This window comes from Phenylobacterium sp., assembly GCF_041916435.1.
Classification (GTDB): Bacteria; Pseudomonadota; Alphaproteobacteria; order Caulobacterales; family Caulobacteraceae; genus Phenylobacterium.
In genome coordinates, this window is sequence record NZ_JAYRZM010000002.1 from 69,227 (window position 1) to 88,199 (window position 18,973).

The window sequence follows — 18,973 nt, forward strand, 5'->3', positions numbered from 1 at the left end:
CGCGCGGCCGCCGCCCGCCGGCGTCACCGCGCCTCGGCGCGCGTCGCCTCGAAGGTCGAGCCGTAGTAGGACATGAACACCCGCGCCGGCCGGCCGTGCGTGTCGAAGCGGAAGCGGTGCTCGTCGTCCAGGCTGGAGACGAATTCGTTCCCGCCCTGATGGCGAAGCGCGATCGGCGGTCCGTGCTCGAAGGCGACGTAGAGCGCGCCGTCCTTGAAGGTGAAGGTCATCTCGTTGACCGCGAAGCGGATCTCGCCGATCTCGTAGGAGCCCGCCAGGCTCTCGCCGAGGGACTTGGACAGCGGCAGGTCGACGATCGTCGGCTGCGGCACGCCCAGCAGCGCCCGGGCGACCTTCTGTTCGAGCGAGATCAGCGGCATCGCGCCGTTCTGCATGTTGGAGAACATGACGATCGTCAGGTCGTCGTCGGGATAATACGAATACTGCGAGGAGAAGCCGAAGATGTCGCCGGGGTGGCCGATCTTGCGGTGGCCCTCGAAGGTGGTGATCGCCAGGCAGCCGAGGGCGTAGGGCAGCACCAGGCCGTCCTTGAGCTTGTCCTGCTGCTGGATCAGTTGGCGCACCTGCGGCGTGGTCGGGCCGTCGCCGAACACGCCGCGGCGGTACTTCATCATGTCGTCGAGGGTGGAGAGCACCCCGCCGGCGGAGAAGGGCACGAGCGGATCGTAGCGCGGCGCGTTCTCCAGGGCGCCGGCCTTGACGAGGTAGCCGTGCGCCCGGCGCGGGATCAGCCGCTCCCAGCCGGCCATGGAGCTGTTGGTCATGCGGAAGGGCTTGAAGACGTGCTCGGCGAGATAGTCCTCGTAGCTGGCGCCGGACACCTTCTCGATGATCAGGCCCAGCAGGTAGAGGCCCGAGTTGGTGTAGCTCCACCGCGTGCCCGGCTCGAACTGCAGCGGCTTGTCGGCGAACCAGCCGACCACCTCCTGCCGGGTGAACGGCCGCTGGCTCGCCCAGGGAAAGCCCGGCACGTCGGTGTAGCCGACCAGGCCCGAGGTGTGGTCGAGCAGGTTGCGGACCTTCAGGGCGCCGATCGCCGGCGGCAGGCCGTCCAGGTAGGTGGCGGCGGTGTCGTCGAGCCCGATGCGGCCCTGGGCGACGAGCTGCATCACCGAAAGCCCGGTCATGGTCTTGGTCACCGACCCGATCGGGAAGACGTCGTCGGTGGTGGCCGCCACCTTGTTCTCCAGGTCGATGTAGCCGAACGCCTTGCGATAGACGTCGGTCTCGCCCTTGCGCGCGGCGACGACGACGGCCGGGAACGGCGCCTGCTTCATGGCCCGTTCGATGATGGCGTCGATGTCCTGGGCGGGCGCGGCGGCGGCGGCGGCGGCCGAGGCGGCCAGGCCCGACATGAGCAGGGCGCCGGCCGAGCCGCGAAGAAGCCCGCGGCGCGAGGTGGCGAGGGCGGGTTCGGCGATGGGAGTGGGGGTCAAGCTGCGCCTCCGGGGTCGCGGACAGGGCCGCCTCGAGAGGCCGGCGCCGTCATAATTGAATCTGAGCGCAGTTTTATAAATGCGGCCGGCCAAGGCAATAGGCTTGCGGCGCGGCCATGCCCGCAGCCTATCCCCGATCGTCCCCTGTCCGACAGTCCGTGGGCGAGCGCCCGCCTACCGGTTGAGCCGGCCGGCCAATTCGGCGACGTGGCGGCCCTGGAATCGGGCGCCTTCGAGCTCATTTTCGCTGGGAAGGCGGGAGCCGTCCGCCCCCGTGAGCGTGCTGGCGCCGTAGGGGGTGCCGCCGCTGATCTCCGCCATCTGCGCGTTCCCCGCCCAGGTGTAGGGCAGGCCCACGACGATCATCCCGTGGTGCAGCAGCGTGGTGTGGAACGAGGTGATCGTCGTCTCCTGGCCGCCGTGCTGGCTGGCGGTGGAGGTGAACACGCTGCCGATCTTTCCGACCAGCGCTCCCCTGGCCCACAAGGGCCCGGTCTGGTCCAGGAAGTTGCGCATCTGCGCGGCCATGTTGCCGAAGCGGGTGGGCGTGCCGAAGATGATCGCGTCATAGTCGCCGAGCTCCAGGGGATCGGCGATCGGGGCGTCCTGTTCGAGCTTGACGCCTGCGCCCCGGGCGACCTCCTCGGGCACGAGTTCAGGCACGCGCTTGAGGCTCGCCACGGCGCCGGGCGCCGATCGCACGCCCTCCGCCACCGCGTTCGCCATGATCTCCACATGGCCGTAGCTCGAGTAGTAGAGCACCAAGATCTTCGTCAACTGGACCTCCATTCGCCCATCTTGCGCGAGAACCGGCCCGCGCCGCGCGGGCCGCGGATCACGCGAGCAACCAGTTCTCCAGGGCGGCGGTGACGGCTTCGGGCCGCTCCATCGCGACCATGTGGCCGCATCGCTCGATCACGACGAGCCGGGCGCCGGCGATCTGCTCGGCCATCCGCTGATGGATCGCTACGGGGCGCAGCGGGTCGTCGTCGCCCGCGCAGATCAGGGTCGGACACGAGATGGTCGCCAGCAGCTTCGAATGGTCGCCGCGCATCAGCGCCGCACGGGTCTGGGCCGCCAACGCCTCCACCGGCTGGCGCGCCATCATGGCGAGCACGTCGGCGGCCAGGGCCTCGTCGGCCAATCGATACGGCGGCAGGATTTGGCTCAGCCACATCCGCCCGAAGCCGTCCATGCCGTCGGCTGTCGCCTTGGCCAGCATCATGTCGCGGCGGGCGGCCTCGGCCGCACGCGTCTCGGCGCTTTCGTGACCGCGATAGTCCGTGGCGGCCAGCGCGAGCTTCAGCACCCGCTCCGGCGCCAGCCGCATGATCTCCAGGGCGACCCGCCCTCCCATCGAGTGGCCGGCCAGGGCGAACCGGGCCGGCGCGTCGGCCAGCACCGACCGGGCCATGGCCTCGAAGCTGTCCAGCACCCCGAAGTTCATGACCGCCGGCTCGCAGATCCCCGCCAGGGCCTCGACCTGGGCGCGCCAGAACGCCTCGTCGCAGATCATTCCAGGCAGCAGCAAAAGGTGGGGCTTTTCACGCATGGGCACGGTTCTGGCGGCTCCTGAGCGGCGTCGGCCCAAGCTACACAATTTCTATATGCGGAAAAAGCTTCGATATGCGAAAAAATGGCGGCTCGCGTGAAGGGACGTGGACAAACCGCGCGGCGCGCCTCTAGTGAACGTTCTTTCGCATAGCGGAAAATCTCATCCGGGATTTGGCATGGCCTCAGACGACGAAAAGCACGCCGACACCGAATATCTCACGACCCTCGAACGGGGGCTTTCGGTGCTCCGGGCCTTCGGCCGCGAGAACCCGCAGATGACGCTGAGCGAGGTGGCCGAGGTCACCGGACTTTCCCCGGCGGCGGCCCGGCGGTGCCTGAACACGCTGGTGAAGCTGGGCTACGTGGCCAAGTACCACCGCAACTTCCTGCTGCGGCCGGAGGTCATGAGCTTCGCCTCCGCCTACCTGGACTCCATGAGCCTCGGCGAAATCGTCCGCCCGCATCTGCAGGCCGTGCGCGACGAGACCGGCGACAGTTCCTCCCTGGCGGTGCTCAGCGGCTCCGACATCCTCTATCTCGTGCACGTGTCGACGAACCGGATGGTCCGCCTGGCGGCGGGGATCGGCACGCGCTTCCCCGCCTATGCGACCTCTCTGGGGCGCGCCATGCTCGCCTTCGAGGCGGACGACGTCAGGAACGGCTATCTCGACACTGGCGAGTTCGCCTCCCTGACCGAGCACACCGTGACCTCGCGCGCCGAGCTCGAGCAGGTGCTGATGCAGGTGCGCCGCGACGGCTATTCGGCGGTCAAGGACGAGCTCGACTACGGCCTGATCTCGATCGCCGTGCCGATCCTCGACGAGAGCGGGCGCTCGATGGCGGCGATCAACTGCTCCACCTCCACGTCCCGCGTCGGTCTGGACGAACTCGTGCGCACGCGCCTGCCGGTGCTGCAGAACGCCACCCGGCACATCCAGGCGGCGCTCCGCCGCCAGCCGTTCCTCGTCAGATCCGTGCATCCGGCCTGAAGCGGGCGGGGGCTGGCGCCGCCCGCCCCGTCTCTTCAGAAGCGGTGGGTGAGGTCGACGCCCCAGGTGCGCGGCTGGCCTTTGAAGAGGAAGCCGCCCGTCGAGTACTCGGTGTTGTAGCGCTTGTTCAGGACGTTCTTCGACCAGACGGTGAGGGTCCAGGCGTCCGAGTTGAGGCTCGCCCGCAGGTCCAGGAGATTGACCGCGTGGCGCGCGATCGGCTTCGGCTCGCCGACCGCCGGGACGGGGATCACGAACGTCGTCGGGCCGATCAGGTTGTCGTCGGCGCGCAGCATCGCCTCCCAGCCGTTCGCCAACTCGTGCGTGTACTGGAGCGAGGCGTTCAGGGTGTAGTCGGAGACCAGCGGGACCTTTGAGCCCTTCACCAGGGCGCTCGACGCGCCGGGGAAGTCGATGATCTCGCTGTCGGTGTAGCCGAAGCCGAGGTTGCCGGTGAGCTCGCGGGTGAACCGCATCGACGCGTCGATGTCGACGCCGTTGAGCCGCGCCTTCTTGATGTTGCCGAGGTTCTGGGTGGAGTTCGAGGCCAGGAACACGAAGTAGTACGCGCCCTGGTCGGAGGTCGTGTAGGCGCTGGCGTTCAGGGTCAGGCGGTTCTCAAGCCACCGGCTCTTGAAGCCGGCCTCGTAGGTGGTGGCGGTCTCGGCGTCGAACAGGTCGCCGACGTTGTCGAAGCCGGCGGCGGCGGCGGCGGTCGCCACGCCCGTCTGGTTGAAGCCGCCGCTGCGGAAGCCGCGGCCGTAGCTGGCGTAGACGTTGAAGTTGCTCATCGCCTCGTAGCGCAGGATCACCTGGGGCTGCACCTCCGACCAGGTATGCGAGCGGGTCTCGCCGGTCGTGGCGGGGATGCCTGCCGCGGTCAGGAAGGCTTGCGGCGTCTCCGTCGTGTTCTTGCGGCGGTCGTGGTCGTAGCGGACGTTCAGCGACAGCTCGAGCTTGTCGGTCAGGTTCGTCGAGGTGTCGAGGTAGCCGGCCCAGGCCAACTGGTCCTGCGAATCCGCCAGGAACGAGATCTGGCCCTGCGGCTGGAAGACCGCCGGATTGGGCGTGCGATAGATCGGCTGCACACCCTCGTCGGCGACGTCGAACATGTTGCCGGTGGAGATGTAGCGCTTGGTCTTGAAGAACTGGCCGCCGACGATCCAGCGGAAGCGCCGGTCGGACGGCGAGGTGAAGCGCACTTCCTGGCTGAAGGTCTTGGCGGTCAGGAACTGGCTCTGGGCGAAGTCGAAGGCGATCCGGCTCTGGCCGAAGGGATCGAACGGATAGCCGTCGCCGGTGAGGCTTTCCCAGACCGTGCTGTAGCCGGTGATGGAGGTGAAGACGCCGTAGGGGGCGTCATAGTTCAGCTTCAGCGCGCCGTCGTAGATCTTCCGCACGTCGCGGCCGGAGTTGTTGAGGTTGATCGGCTGGCCGGTGAAGTTCGGATCGTTGAACCGCGGCGAGCCGAAGTCCGGGATCACGTAGTAGAGCCCGCGGGTGTTCAACAGGTCGGTGGACAGGCGCAGGTCCGCCGAGAAATCCGTGGTCGGCTGGTAGAGGAACGAGAGCCGGGCGTTGAAGTCCTTCACCGGGTCGGCCTTGCGCGCCGCCGACCCGTCGGCCCGGTCCTCGTTCTTCAGGTGGCCGTCGGTGTCGAAATAGTAGACGGCCGCGCGCATCTTCAGGGTGTCGCTGAGGGGGCCGCCGGCGACGCCCTGCAGCTTCACCCCGGGGCCGCTCTCGTAGCCCGCCGTCACCTTCGTCTCCCATTCGTCGCCCGGCGGCTGGGTGGTGATCAGGATCGCGCCGCCGATGGCGTTGCGGCCGTAGAGCGCGCCCTGGGGCCCCTTCAGCACCTCGATCTGCTTGATGTCGAGCAGCGCCTGGTTGAACTGCGCCGGCTGGGTCATCGGCACGCCGTCCACCACCACCGACACCGACGGCTCGCTGTTGCGGGCCTGGGAGATGCCGCGGATCACGATGAAGCTCGTGCCGGCGTTCTGGGTCGCCACGAAGGTGACGTTGGGCACGGCGGAGAGGAAGTCGGAGGGGCTGCCGATGCCCTTGGAGGTGATCGCCTGCTCGGTGAAGGCGGTGACCTGGGCCGGGACCTGCTGGATGCCCTCGCTGCGTTGGCGCGCGGTGACCACCACTTCTTCGATGGCCGGCGGGGCGGGCTCGGCCGCGGCGGGCGCCGCCTGGCCGTCCTGGGCCCAGGCCGGCGATGCGCCGGCGGCCAGCGCCGCGGCGCCCGCGCCGCCGAGCAAGGCCTTGATGAAATTGTCCGCGCACAGCGTATCGAGCCGCTTCATTCGCTTCCCCCTGTTTGGCGGCGGTCTTTGCGCGCCGCTTTCATCTTCCGGAACGAAGCTGCCCCCGACGGCCGGACCATGGGTTCGGCGCGTCGATGTCCGCGAGGACCGCGCGCTGGCGGAGCTCGCATACGGGCGGGTCGCCCATCGGAACCTTCCTGCCGTTAACCCATATAAATTTCGCTATCCGAAGTCAATTTCGATATACGAAGTTTCGAGCTAGCCGGCCGCGGCCTTGGCCTGACGCCAGATGCGGCCCGCCTTGGCGCGGATTTCGGCGTCGTGTTCGCCGAGCGTCGGCGGCGGGGAGACCTTGTCGAGCGGCTGGTCGTCGAAACTCGAGGGGAAGCGCACGGTGCGGAAGCGGCCCATCGTCGGGTGTTCCGCCTCGACCTGGATGCGCAGGTGCTCGGCCTGCGGGTCCTTCAGCGCCTCGCTGGAATCGTAGATCGGGGAATAGGGCGCGCCCTGATCCTTCAGGCGCTCGCACCATTCCGACCGGGTCCGGGTCCTGAAGATCGGCGCCATGAGGCCGATCAGGTCTTCCTGGTGGCGGATGCGCGCCTGCCGGTCGGCGAACCGCGGGTCCTCGAACAGGTCCGGCCGCTCGATGGCGGCGGCCAGCCCCTCCCAGAACTTCTCCGGCGAGGACATGTGGAGCGCGATCCAGCCGCCGTCCGAGCATTCGAACACATACGACTGCGAAACGCTGGGGCGGGTGTAGGGCCCCATGATCTCGCCGGCCGAGAAGTAGTGGGTGAAGTCGTCGAGGTTGAAGTGGCACATGGCCTCGAGCATCGAGACGTCGACGCGCCGGCCGCGGCCGGAGCCTTGCCGCTCGTGCAGCGCCCCCAGGATCGACAGCGCCGCGTAGAAGCCGGTGACCGCGTCGGCGATCGCCGGGCCGACGACCCGCGGGTTCTTCGGGTTGATCAGCAGGCGGAGCCATCCGCTGGCGGCCTGCGCCACCGTGTCGTAGGCGGGGCGGTCCGCGTCGGGCCCGTGGTGGCCGAACCCCGAAATGCCGCAGTAGACCAGGGCCGGATTGATCCCCTGCAGCCGCGCGCAGCCGACGTTGAGCTCTTCGGCCACGCCCGGCCTGAAGTTCTGGATGAAGACGTCGGCGTCGGCCGCCAGGGCGTCCAGCAGCTCCAGATCCCGCGCCTGGCGGGTGTCCAGGGTCAGGCTGCGCTTGTTGCGGTTGTAGGTCTGGAAGTGCGGGCTGTAGAGGCCGCCCTTGAAGGCGCGGAACGGATCGCCCGTCTTCGGCCGCTCGATCTTGACGACGTCGGCGCCCATGTCGCCGAGCAGCATGGCCGCGGCCGGTCCGGTGATGAACGTGCCCATCTCCAGGACACGAAGACCCTCAAGCACGCCGGCCATTCGCTCTCCGATGACTTCCAATGACGGCCGCGCGTCGCCTTCGGGGCGAGCGCCGTCGTTTGCCACGGCCCAACGCCGATCGGCCGGCAGACTAGAGACCTCCGATTATCGAAGTCAATTTCGATATGTGGAAATTTCGTCGCGATGGGTGTAGGAGGCTGCCGAAGCCTTGGCCAATGGGGGAGACTCGCCATGCGGATCGGAAAACAGGACGCGCCCTACACCGCCATCTCGACCTCGGACGCGGCCACGATCACCGTCCGGGGGCGCGACCTCTGCAGTGAGCTGATCGGCAAGATCGACTTCGCCGACTACTTCTTCCTGATGCTGATGGGGCGGGACCCGGACCCGAACCAGCGGTTCTTCGTGAACGCCCTTCTGGTGGCCATCGCCGAGCACGGCCTGGTGCCGAGCGTGCAGGCGGCGCGCATGACGCTGGCCGCCGCGCCGGAGGCGCTTCAAGGCGCCGTCGCCGCCGGCCTCCTGGGCTCCGGCTCGGTGGTGCTCGGCAGCGCCGAGGCCGCCGGCTACTTCCTCCACGAGCTTGTCGAGGCCTCCGGCCGGCGGCCCGCCAAGGACGCCGCGTTCGAGCGCGTGTCGCAGATGAAGGCGTCCAAGGCGCCGATCCCCGGCTTCGGCCATCCGCAGCACGCCGGGGGAGATCCCCGCGCCAACGTGCTGCTGGCCCTGGCGAAGGAGCGCGGGCTCGACGGCCCCTATATCCGGATGCTGGGCGTGGTCGCCGAGGTGCTGCCGCAGGCGCTCGGGCGGGCGCTGCCGATCAACATCAACGGCGTCATCCCGGCGATCCTGCTGGAGATCGGATTTCCCGTCACGGCCATGAAGAGCATCTCGATCCTGGCTCGGACGGCGGGGCTGCTGGCGCATCTGCAAGAGGAGACCGAGCGCTCCATCGGGTTCATCATGTCGAACGCCGCCGCCGAGGCGATCACCTACGACGGTCCCCGGGCGGCCCGTTGAGCCACTTTACATCGGCGCGTCGCCCAAGATAGCGTGTTTCCGAAAAATACTTCGATAATCGAAAATCGCCATGCTCCGCAGCACCGACCGGTTCTTGACCACGCACACGGGAAGCCTGCCTCGGCCTGACGACCTGGTGCAGATGATGTTCGCCAAGGAGGAGGGCGTGCCGGTCGACCGCGAGGCGCTGGACGCCCGCGTCCGCGAGGCGGTGACCGAAATGGTCGAGCGCCAGAGCCGGGCCGGCGTCGACATCGTCAACGACGGGGAGATGTCGAAGCCGAGCTACGCCACCTACGTCAAGGACCGGCTGTCGGGCTTCGGCGGCACGGGCAACAGCTTCGTCTTCCAGGACCTGGTCGACTTTCCGCGCACCGCCGAACGTGTCTTCGCCAATCCCGGCCGAAAGGTGCGCAGGACGCCGGCCTGCAACGGGCCGATCGAGGTGATGGACGAGGTCTCGGCGAAGGTGGACGTGGCCAACCTCAACGCCTCGGCGCAGGGGGCCGGCGTCGCCGGCCTGTTCTCCAGCGCCGCCTCGCCGGGCGTCATCTCGCTGTTCTTCCGCAACGAGTACTACAAGACCCACGAGGAGTACCTCTTCGCGATCGCCGAGGCGATGCGGTTCGAATACGAGACCATCGCCGAGGCCGGCCTGACGCTGCAGCTCGATTGCCCGGACCTGGCCATGGGCCGGCACGTCCAGTACGCGGACCTGTCGCTGGAGGCGTTCCGCGGCCGCATGCGCCTTCACATCGAGGCGCTGAACCATGCGGTCCGCAACATTCCCGCCGAGCGCCTGCGCCTGCACATGTGCTGGGGCAACTATCCCGGCCCGCACCACTGCGACGTTCCGTTCGCCGACATCATCGACGTGCTGTCGCTGGCCAAGCCCGCGGCCATCCTGTTCGAGGCCGCCAATCCCCGCCACGCCCACGAGTGGGAGATGTTCGAGACGATGCGGCCGCCCGAGGGCAAGGTGCTGGTCCCCGGCGTGATCGAGTGCCAGTCGAACTACATCGAACACCCCGAACTCGTGGCCCAGCGCATCGGCCGCTACGCCAGGCTGGTGGGCCGCGAGAACGTCATGGCGGGCGTGGACTGCGGCTTCAGCATCCACGTCGGCCAGGGCGGCGTCGATCCGGACGTCGTCTGGGCGAAGCTGGCCGCGCTCGCCGAGGGCGCGCGGATCGCCTCCGACCGATTTTGGTAGCCGACACCAAGGCGGGGCCCCGCCGCGGGGACCTCCGCGCAACTCAGACCGAGGGACGAAACATGGCTCAGGAAACCAGACTGCCGACCAGGCTCCACCACACCGCCTATGTCACGCGCGACATCGAGGCGACGCGCAAGTTCTACGAGGAGGTGATCGGCCTGCCGCTCGTGGCGACGTGGAGCGAGTCCGACGAGCTGTTCGGGGCGATGCGCACCTATTGCCACTGCTTCTTCGGGATCGGCGACGGCGGCGCGCTCGCGTTCTTCCAGTTCGCCGGCGCGGAGGACCAGGAGCTGTTCGGTCCGAAGATGCCCGCCTCGCCCTTCCACCACATCGCGCTGAACGTCGACGCGGCGACCCAGAAGGAGATCGAGGAGCGGATCCACGCGGCCGGCTATCGCGAGCCCGACACCTATGTGCTCGACCACGGCTACTGCCGCTCGGTGTACGTGTCCGATCCGAACGGCATGATCCTGGAATTCACCTGCGACCCGCCGAACGCCCCCGAGATCAACGCGGCGCGCCGAAAGACCGCCCACGAGGATCTGGCGCGCTGGCTGAAGGGCGACCACACCTCGAACAACACCTTCAGATAGGCGGCGAAGAACGGCGGGCGCGCGCCCAGGCCTTGCGCGGGGGCGGCCCGGATGAGCTCGATGGGTTCCTCCATGGCGCCGATGATCGACCCGAGCTGACACGGGGGCGTTCATGAGCGAGCACGCCATCAGATGAAGGCCGGGGCGCCGGGCATCCGCTTGGGATTGGGCCCGCGTCGCTGGTCTTTGAAGGCCTCTTGCTGATCCTCTCGGCTCGGAACGCCCGTCATCTCGCGGGCGAAGCTGTCGAAGCTATCCGTTCAACGGGAGGACATCGCCCCGCGACTGGAGGCTCGATAAGCCCTCGGCGTCATCCCCGTGTCGTCCCGGAACGCGCGGTTGAACGGGCCCAGCGAGGCGAAGCCGCAGGCGAAGGCGATCTCCAGGATCGAGCGGCGCTCGGCCGGGTCGGCCAGCAGGGCCTTGGCGCGCGCGATCCGGTGGTGGTTGATCCAGCGGTTGAAGTTCGCAAAGCCGAGCGCGGCGCTGATGCACTGGGAGACGCGATATTCCGGTTCGCCCAGCCGCGCGGCCACCTCGCCGATCTTCAGCTCGGGCCGGGCGGCCAGGTCCTCGTCCGCCAGCATCCGCATCAGCCTTTCCGCCAGGCGCGCATCCTCGGCCGTGGCCAGGCGCCGGGGCGGCGCGGCGGCCGCCAGCGGATGGCGACCGCGGAACCGCGCCGCCGCCAGCACGGCGACCAGGCCCGCCAGGGCGCAGCCGGCCTTGATCAGGTCGCCGCGCAACACTGCTTGCGGGCCCTCGCCCAGGGGCCAGAGATCCATCACCGACGCCGCGACCAGGAGGGCGTAGCCTCCCGTGAAGGCGATCCGGAACCGCTTCTCGATCGACGGCAGGTCGGGCCGCCAGCGCAGGAAGGGCTCGACGAACGTCAGCACCAGCGCGGCCGATCCGCTGAGCACATAGGCGTTGCCGGCCACGCGGCCGATCAGGCCGCCCGCCGGCGCCAGCACCGACAGGGCCCCCGTCGCCGCCACGACGCCGGCCAGTATCAGCGCCCATGCGGCGTCGCGCTCGGCCGGGTCGAACAGGGCGCGGGCCACCAGCCAGGCCCAGCCGCAGGCGCCCACGCCGATCACTGAGAAGACCGCGGCCGCGTCACCCTTCAGCAGCCGGGCCAGGATGTAGCAGACGAAGGAGGCCGCCGCGATCGCCGCGCTGACCTGCAGCCGGCCACGCGGCCGCCGGGGCTTCAGACCCCGCCCGACCGCCGCCAGGGACGCGCCGAGCGTCTCCGTTGATGTCATCGGCCGCCCCATTCGGCGCGAAGGATGCCGCCGCCCGCCCGGCCATGTCCAGCGGCGCGCCGATAGGCCGGCGTCGAAAATCTCTCGCCGAATTCCAAATCGGCGAGACGGCGCGGGCGGCGTCCGCGCACGAGCGCCTTCGACCCTTCGGCCGCAGCAGGAGCGCCCATGTCGATCGCCTCGTCTTCCTCCGCCCAGCACGGCGCCGCCGCAAGCGCCCTCGGTTGGGCGGGCCGTCTCTGGTTCGCCGTCGCCGTGTTCGGCCAGGCGGCCTTCATTGTCTTCATCCTGGCCTTCTATGGCGTACGCACCGCGACGGGGGACTTCGCCGGCTGGAACGACAAGCCGCTCATCGACGGCTATATCGCCGGCGACCCCGTGGGCGACGCCGTGTTCGCCGCCCATGTGCTGTTGGCTTCGGTGGTGACGCTCGGCGGCCTGATGCAGCTGGCGCCGGCGCTGCGCCGCCGATGGCCGGGCCTGCATCGCTGGACCGGCCGGGCCTTCATCGTGATCGCGATCTTCATGGCGCTGAGCGGCATGTGGCTGTCGCTGGTGCGGGGCTCATCCTTGTCGGCCGTCTCGACCACGGCCATTCTCGTCAATGCGCTGCTGATCCTCGCGTTCGCCGGCCTGGCTTGGCGCGAGGCCCTGAAGCGCCGGTTCGAGGCCCACCGTCGCTGGGCCATGCGCACCTTCATGGTGGTCAGCGGCGTCTGGTTCCTGCGCGTCGGGATCATGGGCTGGGTGGTGGTGAACCAGGGCCCGGTCGGCATGAACGACACCCTGTCCGGCCCCGCCGATATCGTCCTGACCTTCGGCAGCTACCTGATCCCGCTGGCGGTGCTGGAGCTCTATTTCGCCGCCCGGAGAAGCGCTCGCGGCGCGGGCAGGGCGGCGGTGGCCGCGCTCCTGGTGCTGGCCTCGGCCTTCACCGCCGCCGGGGTGTTCGGCACGATCGCCTTCATGTGGGGGCCCTACATCTAGGCTTCCCGTGCGGCGAACGCCTGGCGCTCGGGAGGTCGGCCGCGCTCGCCTCGACATCGCGCCGGCCAATGCGTGCGACCTGCAAAAACCTCCGTGAGCACGCCAAAAGACGTGGGCGTTTTGCGCGCTGAAGCTGGTCCGGTCAGAAGGAGATCGGAGCATGCAGGTTCGCCATTTGAAGAGCTTTCGCGCGGTGTTGCTCGCCGGCGCGGGACTGGCCGCGGCTCTGTCGTCAAGTAACGCGATGGCCCAGGAGCGCGCCGACGCGCCGGCCGCGACCTCCGGCGCCGGCGACGAAATCGAGGAAATCGTCATCACCGCCCGCAAGCGCGCGGAAAAGCTCCAGGACACGCCGGTCTCGGTCAGCGCGGTCACCTCGCATCAATTGGAGGCCGCCGGGATAAACGACTTCGGCGGCGTGATCGCCTCTGTGCCCAACGTCTCCTTCAGCGGCGGCGTCGCCGGCGTCATCCAGGGACAGATCGGCATCCGCGGCATCGCCACCCTGGTGCGCAACATCGGCGTCGAATCCAGCGTCGGGTTCTATGTCGACGGCGTCTATCTGGGACGGCCGGAAAGCTACAATCAGGAACTGATCGACGTCGATCGCGTGGAGGTGCTGCGCGGTCCTCAGGGCGCCCTGTTCGGCAAGAACACCATCGCGGGGGTGTTCAACATCACCACCTTGTCGCCTGGCGATCACGTCGAAGGCGAGGCGCGGCTCGAGGCCGGCAACTACAATCTTCGCCGGGTGCAGGCCTATGTCATGGGACCCGTGAACGACGTCCTGGCGGCCAAGCTGGCGGTGGGCTACGTGACGCGCGACGGCGTTTATCGCCATCTGTCCGGCGGACAGGACGCCGACGACCAGAACCTGCGCACCCTGCGCGGCGAACTCTACTTCACGCCGACCAGCCAGGATGAACTCGTCATCTCGGCCGACGAGCTGTTGGACAACAGCCATCCGGCCTACTTCCAGGTCACCGACCTAGCGGGCGCGAGCGGAAATGCGCTCGTCGAGGAGCACACCCCGCTCACCATCGACAACAACCTGCCCGACACGCTGCGGCGGCACAATTACGGGCTCTCGCTCACCTACAACCACGATTTTTCGTTTGGCAGGCTCACCTCGATCACGGCGGCGCGCCGCTCGTCGTACGGCGGGCTCCTGGACGACGACCAGAACCAGGTCGACTATCTCTCGCTCGACCGGTTCATCGACAAGACCAGCTTCGTGTCCCAGGAACTGCGCCTCGCCGGCGACTGGGGCGACAAGGTGAACTATCTGGTCGGCCTCTACTACGCCGACCAGCGCTCCAAGACCGACCGCTCGCTGCAGATCGGCGACGACCTGCTGGGCGTGCCGCTCGGCGATCCGGCGCTGAACCAGCTCGGACGGGTGCAGACCAAGAGCTACGCCGCGTTCGCCAATGTCGACTACGCGTTCTCCAGCCAGGTCTCGGCCTCCCTGGGCCTGCGCTATACGCACGAGGAGAAGTCGGTCGATTTCCTCCAGGCGGATCCGACGGGCGTCTTCACCTCGATCGGCTTGCCGGACGTCACCTATCAGGACGAGACCTCCGACGAGGACCTGTCGCCGACGCTGTCGGTCTCCTACCGGTTCACGCCGCAAGTCATGGTCTATGCGCGGGCCGCCAGGGGCTTCAAGAGCGCGGCCTTCAACGTCGATCTCGCCAATTCGGCGCAGGGCCTTTCGGCCGGGCCCGAGAGCGCGACGACCTATGAGGCGGGCGTCAAGTCGGACCTGTTCTCCCGGCGCCTGCGGCTCAATGTCGGCATGTTCACGACGAACTACGACGACCTGCAGGTCTCCCAGCTTCTGGGCGCCGGCGTGACCCTGAACAACGCCGGCCAGGCGAAGATCAACGGCGTCGAGGTCGAGTTCACGGCCCTGCCGCTGTCCGGCCTGCAGCTCGACGGTTCGGCCGGCTACATCGACGCCAAGTACACGCGCTACAAGGATTGCGGCGTGCCGGCCTCGCTTGGCGGCGGCTCCACCGATTGCTCCGGCAACAGGCTGGTCGGCGCGCCGAAGGTGACCGGGCGCGTCGGCGCCGAATACGACTATCCGATCGGGCTTGGCGAGATCGTGGCCCGCGCGGACGTGACCTACCGCTCCGACGTCTTCTTCGAGGCGACCAATTCGCCGCGCTTCAAGAGCGACTCCCACACCTTGCTGGACTTGCGCCTGGGACTGCGCGCGGACCGATGGGACGTGTTCCTGTGGGCGAAGAACGCCACCGACGACCGCTACATCGTCTACAGCGACGACCGCTCGTCCGCGGGCGTCCTGCAGACCACGGCCTACGGCGAGCCGCGGACCTATGGAGTGACCTTGACGGCGCGCTACTAGGGACCGCCCCGGCGCCGGGGCGCCGCGCTCAGGCGCTGGCCAGCCGGCGCGCGCGAAAGGCGCTGGGCGAGCACCCGTGCCGGGCGCGGAACCGGGTCGAGAAGTTGCATTGATGCTCGTAGCCGAGCTCGGCGGCGATGTCCGAGATCGGCATGTCCGTGTCCTGCAGCAGGCGCAGGCCGTGTTCCATGCGCAGGTCGTTCAGAAACTCGGCCACGCCCATGCCGTAGAGCTGCTTGAAGCCGTAGAACAGCTTCGTGCGGTTGATCCCCACGCGCAGCCCAAGGGCGCGAATGGTGAGCGGGCGCGCGAACGTCTCCTCCAGGATCTGTCGGGCGGCGTGCACGGCCGCCACGTCGCGCGAGGTCAGGCGGATCGGCGCGGCGGCTTCCTCGTCCGGCCCGAACATGTCGTTCAGCGCCAGGGCGATCATCTCCTGCGACTTGGCCGCCACCAACGCCGCGCGCAGCGCCCCGCGCGGCCGGCGGGCGAACATCTCCAGCACCGCCTTGCGAAGGGTCGGGCGCAGGTTCAGCGAGTGGTGGAGGTCGACGTCCGCGGCCAGCCGGATGATCGACTTGCCGCGCTCTTCCAGCGCGCCGCCGAAGAGCTCCTCGACCCAGCCCAGGCGACAGCCGATCGTCACGAAGGTCTGGCGCCTCCCGCTCGGGATGGTCTCGACGAGCTGTCGTCCCGTCGGGGCCTTGAGAAGCCCGGCGGGATTGTCGTTCATGGCGCTCAGCGCCACGCCGTCCAGGGAGGTTTCGATCGAAACGTCGAGGCCGAAGTGGAAGCGCACGAGCTCGCCGTCGACGATCTCATAGGTCTTGGCCTCGGCGATCGCGAAGTCGGCGACGATGACCCGCAGATCGGGCGTGTAGAGATATTCGATGGCGCCTTCGCCCGCGCCGTCCTCCCAGCACATGGAGGCGAACTCCGCCGCGCGGCCGCAGACCACCGAGACATGCGCGTCGTCCACCAGACCCGCGTCGACGAAATCGGAAAAGCGCCCCCATTGGAATGGCTTCACGGCCCCCAAGCTCCGTCCCTGTATCGCAGCAAAGCGCACACTATGACGGATCGCGGGAAGCGGCGCCGCCTGGCCCGGTCTCGAAAGTGCGTCAGGCAAATATGGGCATGCTTTGCTCAAAAGACGCGCCCGAGCGCTTCGGCGTCAACATGTCGAGGTCAGGACGAACACAGCCTCGGCGCCGCCGCGCCCTGTGGCCGTCCGCGAACATCGGCGGAGATGGCTCAGGAGCGATCATGCAGGGCGAATCCTTGAATTGCGATGCGATCGGTTTGGCGGAACTCGTCCGCAAGCGTGAGGTCACGCCCGGCGAACTGGTCGAGCTCTTCGTCGGCAGGATCGAAGACCTCAATCCGACGCTCAACTTCATGATGTCCAAGGCCTACGACCATGGCCGCCGGGAGGTCGGGCGCGGCGGCAACAGCATCCTGGCGGGCGTGCCCCTGCTCATGAAGGACATCGCCCTGAGCTGCGCCGGGGTGCCGTGCAAGTCCGGCTCGGTGTTCCTCAACGACTACGTCCCCGACCATGACAGCCTCATCGTCCAGCGCCTCAAGGCCGCCGGACTGATCATCATCGGCACGACGACGACGCCCGAGCTGGGGCTGAGCCTGGAAAGCACCAACGATCTCGTCGGCTCGTGCCGCAATCCGTGGGATCTCAGCCGCACCCCCGGGGGCTCCAGCGGCGGTTCCGGAGCGGCGGTGGCCGCCCGCGTCCTGCCGCTGGCTCACGCGACGGACGGGGGCGGCTCCATCCGCGTGCCGGCCTCCTATTGCGGCCTCGTCGGGCTGAAGACCTCGCGGGGCCGGGTGAGCTTCGCCCCTGACGTCATCGATCTCTGGTACGGCGGGATTACCGAGGGATGCGTGTCGATCAGCGTGCGCGACACGGCGGCCTACGCCGACATCATCTGGGGCGGTCTTCCCGGCGAGCCGTATGAATATCCCTCGCCCGCGCGGCCGTTGCTGGAGGAGGTCGGGGTCGATCCCGGGCGGCTGCGCGTCGGCGTGGCGATGGACGCCATCGCCGCCATCGGCGTCGACCCCCAGGTGCGCCAGGCGGTCGAGGCGACGGCGCGGCTTCTCCAGGACCTGGGCCACGATGTCGAGGAGGTCGCGGTCGACCTGGCGGGGATGGAGTTCCGGCAGGTCTATCTGCGCATCATCGCCGTGCTGACCGAAATGGGGATCGCCGGCGCCGAGGCCCTGTTCGGCCGCGTCGCGCGCCGCGACGAGCTGCGGTCGACCACCTGGGGGTTCCGCGATCTGGCCAAGGGGATAGGCGGGGCGGCGCACGCCGCGGACATCGAAGCCATGCGACGCATCGGCCGCGATCTCTGCATCGCCTGCCACCCCTACGACATCGTCCTGACGCCGACGGTCCCCGGCTTGCCGACGGCGGTGGGCGATCCCGACCAGGGCTCGGCGGACTTCGAGGCCCACGTCAGCCGGCTGTTCCACCTGATGTCCTTCACCGCGCCGGTGAACGTCTCGGGCCTGCCTTCGATTTCGCTGCCCGCCGGATGGAGCGCCGAGGGACTGCCCATCGGCGTGCAGGCGATCGCCAGGCGCGGAGAAGAGGCCATGTTGATCCGCCTGGCGTCGCAGCTCGAGGCGGCGCGCCCGTGGGCGTCGCGCCTGCCGCCGGTGCACGCCTAGCGGTCTCCTGGAGTTCGACGAGGCGTGCGCCGATCAGGCCATGGCGCCGACAGACCGCCGGAAGCGGGCCAGCGAGACGGAGAAGAGCAGCGCGCCGATCGCGGCGATCGCCAGGAACTGGGGCCAGACGACGTCGAAGCCCGCGCCACGGTAGAGGATGGCCTGTCCCATCTTCACGAAGTGGGTGGTGGGCGCGGCGAGCATGATCAGCTGCACGATCCGGGGCATGCTTTCTTGCGGGGTCATGCCGCCCGACAGCATCTGCAGCGGCAGCAGCACCAGCATCAGCAAGAGGCCGAACTGCGGCATCGAACGGGCGATCGTGGCCATGAAGATGCCCATCGAGGTCGTCGCGAACAGGTGCAGCGCGGCGCCGGCGAGGAACAGGGCCACCGACCCCTCGATCGGCACGTGCAGCGCGCCGCGCACGATGAAGGTCAGCGAGAGGGCGCAGGCGGCGAGCACGACGAGCCCCATCGCCCACACCTTGCTCGCCATGATCTCGAACGGCGTGACCGGCATCACCAGCAGGTGTTCGATCGTGCCGTGCTCGCGCTCGCGGATCAGGGCCGCGCCGGTCAGCACGATCGAGAGCATGGTCACGTTGTTGATGATCTCCATCAGCGACGCGAACCAGCTTTGCGCCAGCGTCGGGTTGAAGCGGGCGCGCAGCGCGAGATCCACGGGTTGGGCCGTGTCGGCGCGGGCGCCCTGCACGAACTCGGCCGACGCGCCCTGGACGATTTGCTGGATGTAGCCGCCGCCGGTGAAGGCCTGGCTCATGCGGGTCGCGTCGATGTTGAGCTGCACCGACGGCTGGCGGCCCGCCAGGACGTCGCGCTGGAAATCGGGCGGTATGTCGAGCGCGAACGTGAAGCGTCCGGCGTCCAGCCCCTTGTCGACTTCACTGAGCCCGATCAGCGCCGGCCGGGTGAAGTAGGGCGGATAGAAGGATTCGACGATCCGCTCGGACAAGGACGAATGGTCTTCGTCGATGATCGCGATCGGCGCGTTGTGCAGCGTCTCGGGAACGCCCGTCGCCGCGGTGTAGATGTTGATCGAGAAGGCGAAGACGATCAGGACCATCATCATCGGATCGCGCCACAGGCTGCGCAGCTCCTTGACGCCCAGTCGGAAGATGTTGCGGAGGCGGCCGTCCATG

The 18,973-nt window shown here is 68.5% G+C and carries 15 protein-coding genes; 7 read left to right on the plus strand and 8 right to left on the minus strand.

Going from position 1 to position 18,973, the window contains the following annotated elements; all coding sequences use genetic code 11:
- Nucleotides 1-23 precede the first annotated feature (23 nt).
- The 3 genes from ACE3TA_RS05305 to ACE3TA_RS05315 form a co-directional block, all read right to left on the minus strand.
- Nucleotides 24-1,457: a serine hydrolase domain-containing protein gene (locus tag ACE3TA_RS05305; protein WP_374571263.1), complete on the minus strand. Its 1,434-nt coding sequence runs from the start codon at nucleotides 1,455-1,457 to the stop codon at nucleotides 24-26.
- Between the two features lie 174 nt (nucleotides 1,458-1,631).
- Nucleotides 1,632-2,234, minus strand: a complete 603-nt coding sequence (gene wrbA, locus ACE3TA_RS05310; protein ID WP_374571265.1) for an NAD(P)H:quinone oxidoreductase — start codon at nucleotides 2,232-2,234, stop codon at nucleotides 1,632-1,634.
- A 58-nt stretch (nucleotides 2,235-2,292) separates the two neighbouring features.
- Nucleotides 2,293-3,009, minus strand: a complete 717-nt coding sequence (locus ACE3TA_RS05315) for an alpha/beta fold hydrolase (RefSeq protein WP_374571267.1) — start codon at nucleotides 3,007-3,009, stop codon at nucleotides 2,293-2,295.
- A gap of 178 nt (nucleotides 3,010-3,187) precedes the next feature.
- On the opposite strand from ACE3TA_RS05315, the gene ACE3TA_RS05320 reads away from it, so the two are divergent.
- Nucleotides 3,188-4,000 (plus strand): IclR family transcriptional regulator C-terminal domain-containing protein, encoded by an 813-nt coding sequence (locus ACE3TA_RS05320; RefSeq protein WP_374571270.1) that lies wholly within the window; start codon nucleotides 3,188-3,190, stop codon nucleotides 3,998-4,000.
- Between the two features lie 35 nt (nucleotides 4,001-4,035).
- Here the strand turns inward: ACE3TA_RS05320 and ACE3TA_RS05325 are convergent, their stop codons facing one another.
- The gene (locus ACE3TA_RS05325; RefSeq protein WP_374571273.1) at nucleotides 4,036-6,315 is read right to left on the minus strand and encodes a TonB-dependent receptor; all 2,280 of its coding nucleotides are present in this window, start codon (nucleotides 6,313-6,315) and stop codon (nucleotides 4,036-4,038) included.
- Between the two features lie 219 nt (nucleotides 6,316-6,534).
- Nucleotides 6,535-7,698: a CaiB/BaiF CoA transferase family protein gene (locus ACE3TA_RS05330; RefSeq protein ID WP_374571275.1), complete on the minus strand. Its 1,164-nt coding sequence runs from the start codon at nucleotides 7,696-7,698 to the stop codon at nucleotides 6,535-6,537.
- A 192-nt stretch (nucleotides 7,699-7,890) separates the two neighbouring features.
- Between ACE3TA_RS05330 and ACE3TA_RS05335 the strand changes: the two genes are divergently transcribed.
- From ACE3TA_RS05335 to ACE3TA_RS05345, 3 genes are all read left to right on the plus strand, one after another.
- Entirely contained in the window at nucleotides 7,891-8,679 is a 789-nt protein-coding gene (locus ACE3TA_RS05335; RefSeq protein ID WP_374571277.1) for a citryl-CoA lyase, read from the plus strand.
- A 70-nt stretch (nucleotides 8,680-8,749) separates the two neighbouring features.
- Nucleotides 8,750-9,892 (plus strand): cobalamin-independent methionine synthase II family protein, encoded by a 1,143-nt coding sequence (locus ACE3TA_RS05340; RefSeq protein ID WP_374571279.1) that lies wholly within the window; start codon nucleotides 8,750-8,752, stop codon nucleotides 9,890-9,892.
- Nucleotides 9,893-9,954: 62 nt separating this feature from the next.
- The gene (locus ACE3TA_RS05345; RefSeq protein WP_374571281.1) at nucleotides 9,955-10,491 is read left to right on the plus strand and encodes a VOC family protein; all 537 of its coding nucleotides are present in this window, start codon (nucleotides 9,955-9,957) and stop codon (nucleotides 10,489-10,491) included.
- A gap of 260 nt (nucleotides 10,492-10,751) precedes the next feature.
- Here the strand turns inward: ACE3TA_RS05345 and ACE3TA_RS05350 are convergent, their stop codons facing one another.
- Entirely contained in the window at nucleotides 10,752-11,759 is a 1,008-nt protein-coding gene (locus ACE3TA_RS05350) for a helix-turn-helix domain-containing protein (protein ID WP_374571283.1), read from the minus strand.
- 168 nt (nucleotides 11,760-11,927) lie between these two features.
- Here ACE3TA_RS05350 and ACE3TA_RS05355 point away from each other — a divergent pair, with 168 nt between their 5' ends.
- Complete coding sequence (locus ACE3TA_RS05355; RefSeq protein WP_374571285.1) at nucleotides 11,928-12,746, plus strand: DUF2306 domain-containing protein; 819 nt, start codon at nucleotides 11,928-11,930, stop codon at nucleotides 12,744-12,746.
- A 160-nt stretch (nucleotides 12,747-12,906) separates the two neighbouring features.
- On the plus strand, nucleotides 12,907-15,120 hold the full coding sequence (locus ACE3TA_RS05360) for a TonB-dependent receptor (protein WP_374571287.1): 2,214 nt from the start codon (nucleotides 12,907-12,909) through the stop codon (nucleotides 15,118-15,120).
- 28 nt (nucleotides 15,121-15,148) lie between these two features.
- Here the strand turns inward: ACE3TA_RS05360 and ACE3TA_RS05365 are convergent, their stop codons facing one another.
- Nucleotides 15,149-16,150, minus strand: a complete 1,002-nt coding sequence (locus tag ACE3TA_RS05365) for a helix-turn-helix transcriptional regulator (protein ID WP_374571289.1) — start codon at nucleotides 16,148-16,150, stop codon at nucleotides 15,149-15,151.
- Nucleotides 16,151-16,386: 236 nt separating this feature from the next.
- Between ACE3TA_RS05365 and ACE3TA_RS05370 the strand changes: the two genes are divergently transcribed.
- Nucleotides 16,387-17,811, plus strand: a complete 1,425-nt coding sequence (locus ACE3TA_RS05370; protein ID WP_374571291.1) for an amidase — start codon at nucleotides 16,387-16,389, stop codon at nucleotides 17,809-17,811.
- Nucleotides 17,812-17,844: 33 nt separating this feature from the next.
- On the opposite strand, the gene ACE3TA_RS05375 is transcribed toward ACE3TA_RS05370, so the two are convergent.
- Entirely contained in the window at nucleotides 17,845-18,972 is a 1,128-nt protein-coding gene (locus ACE3TA_RS05375) for an ABC transporter permease (RefSeq protein ID WP_374571293.1), read from the minus strand.
- Between the last annotated feature and the right edge of the window lies 1 nt (nucleotide 18,973).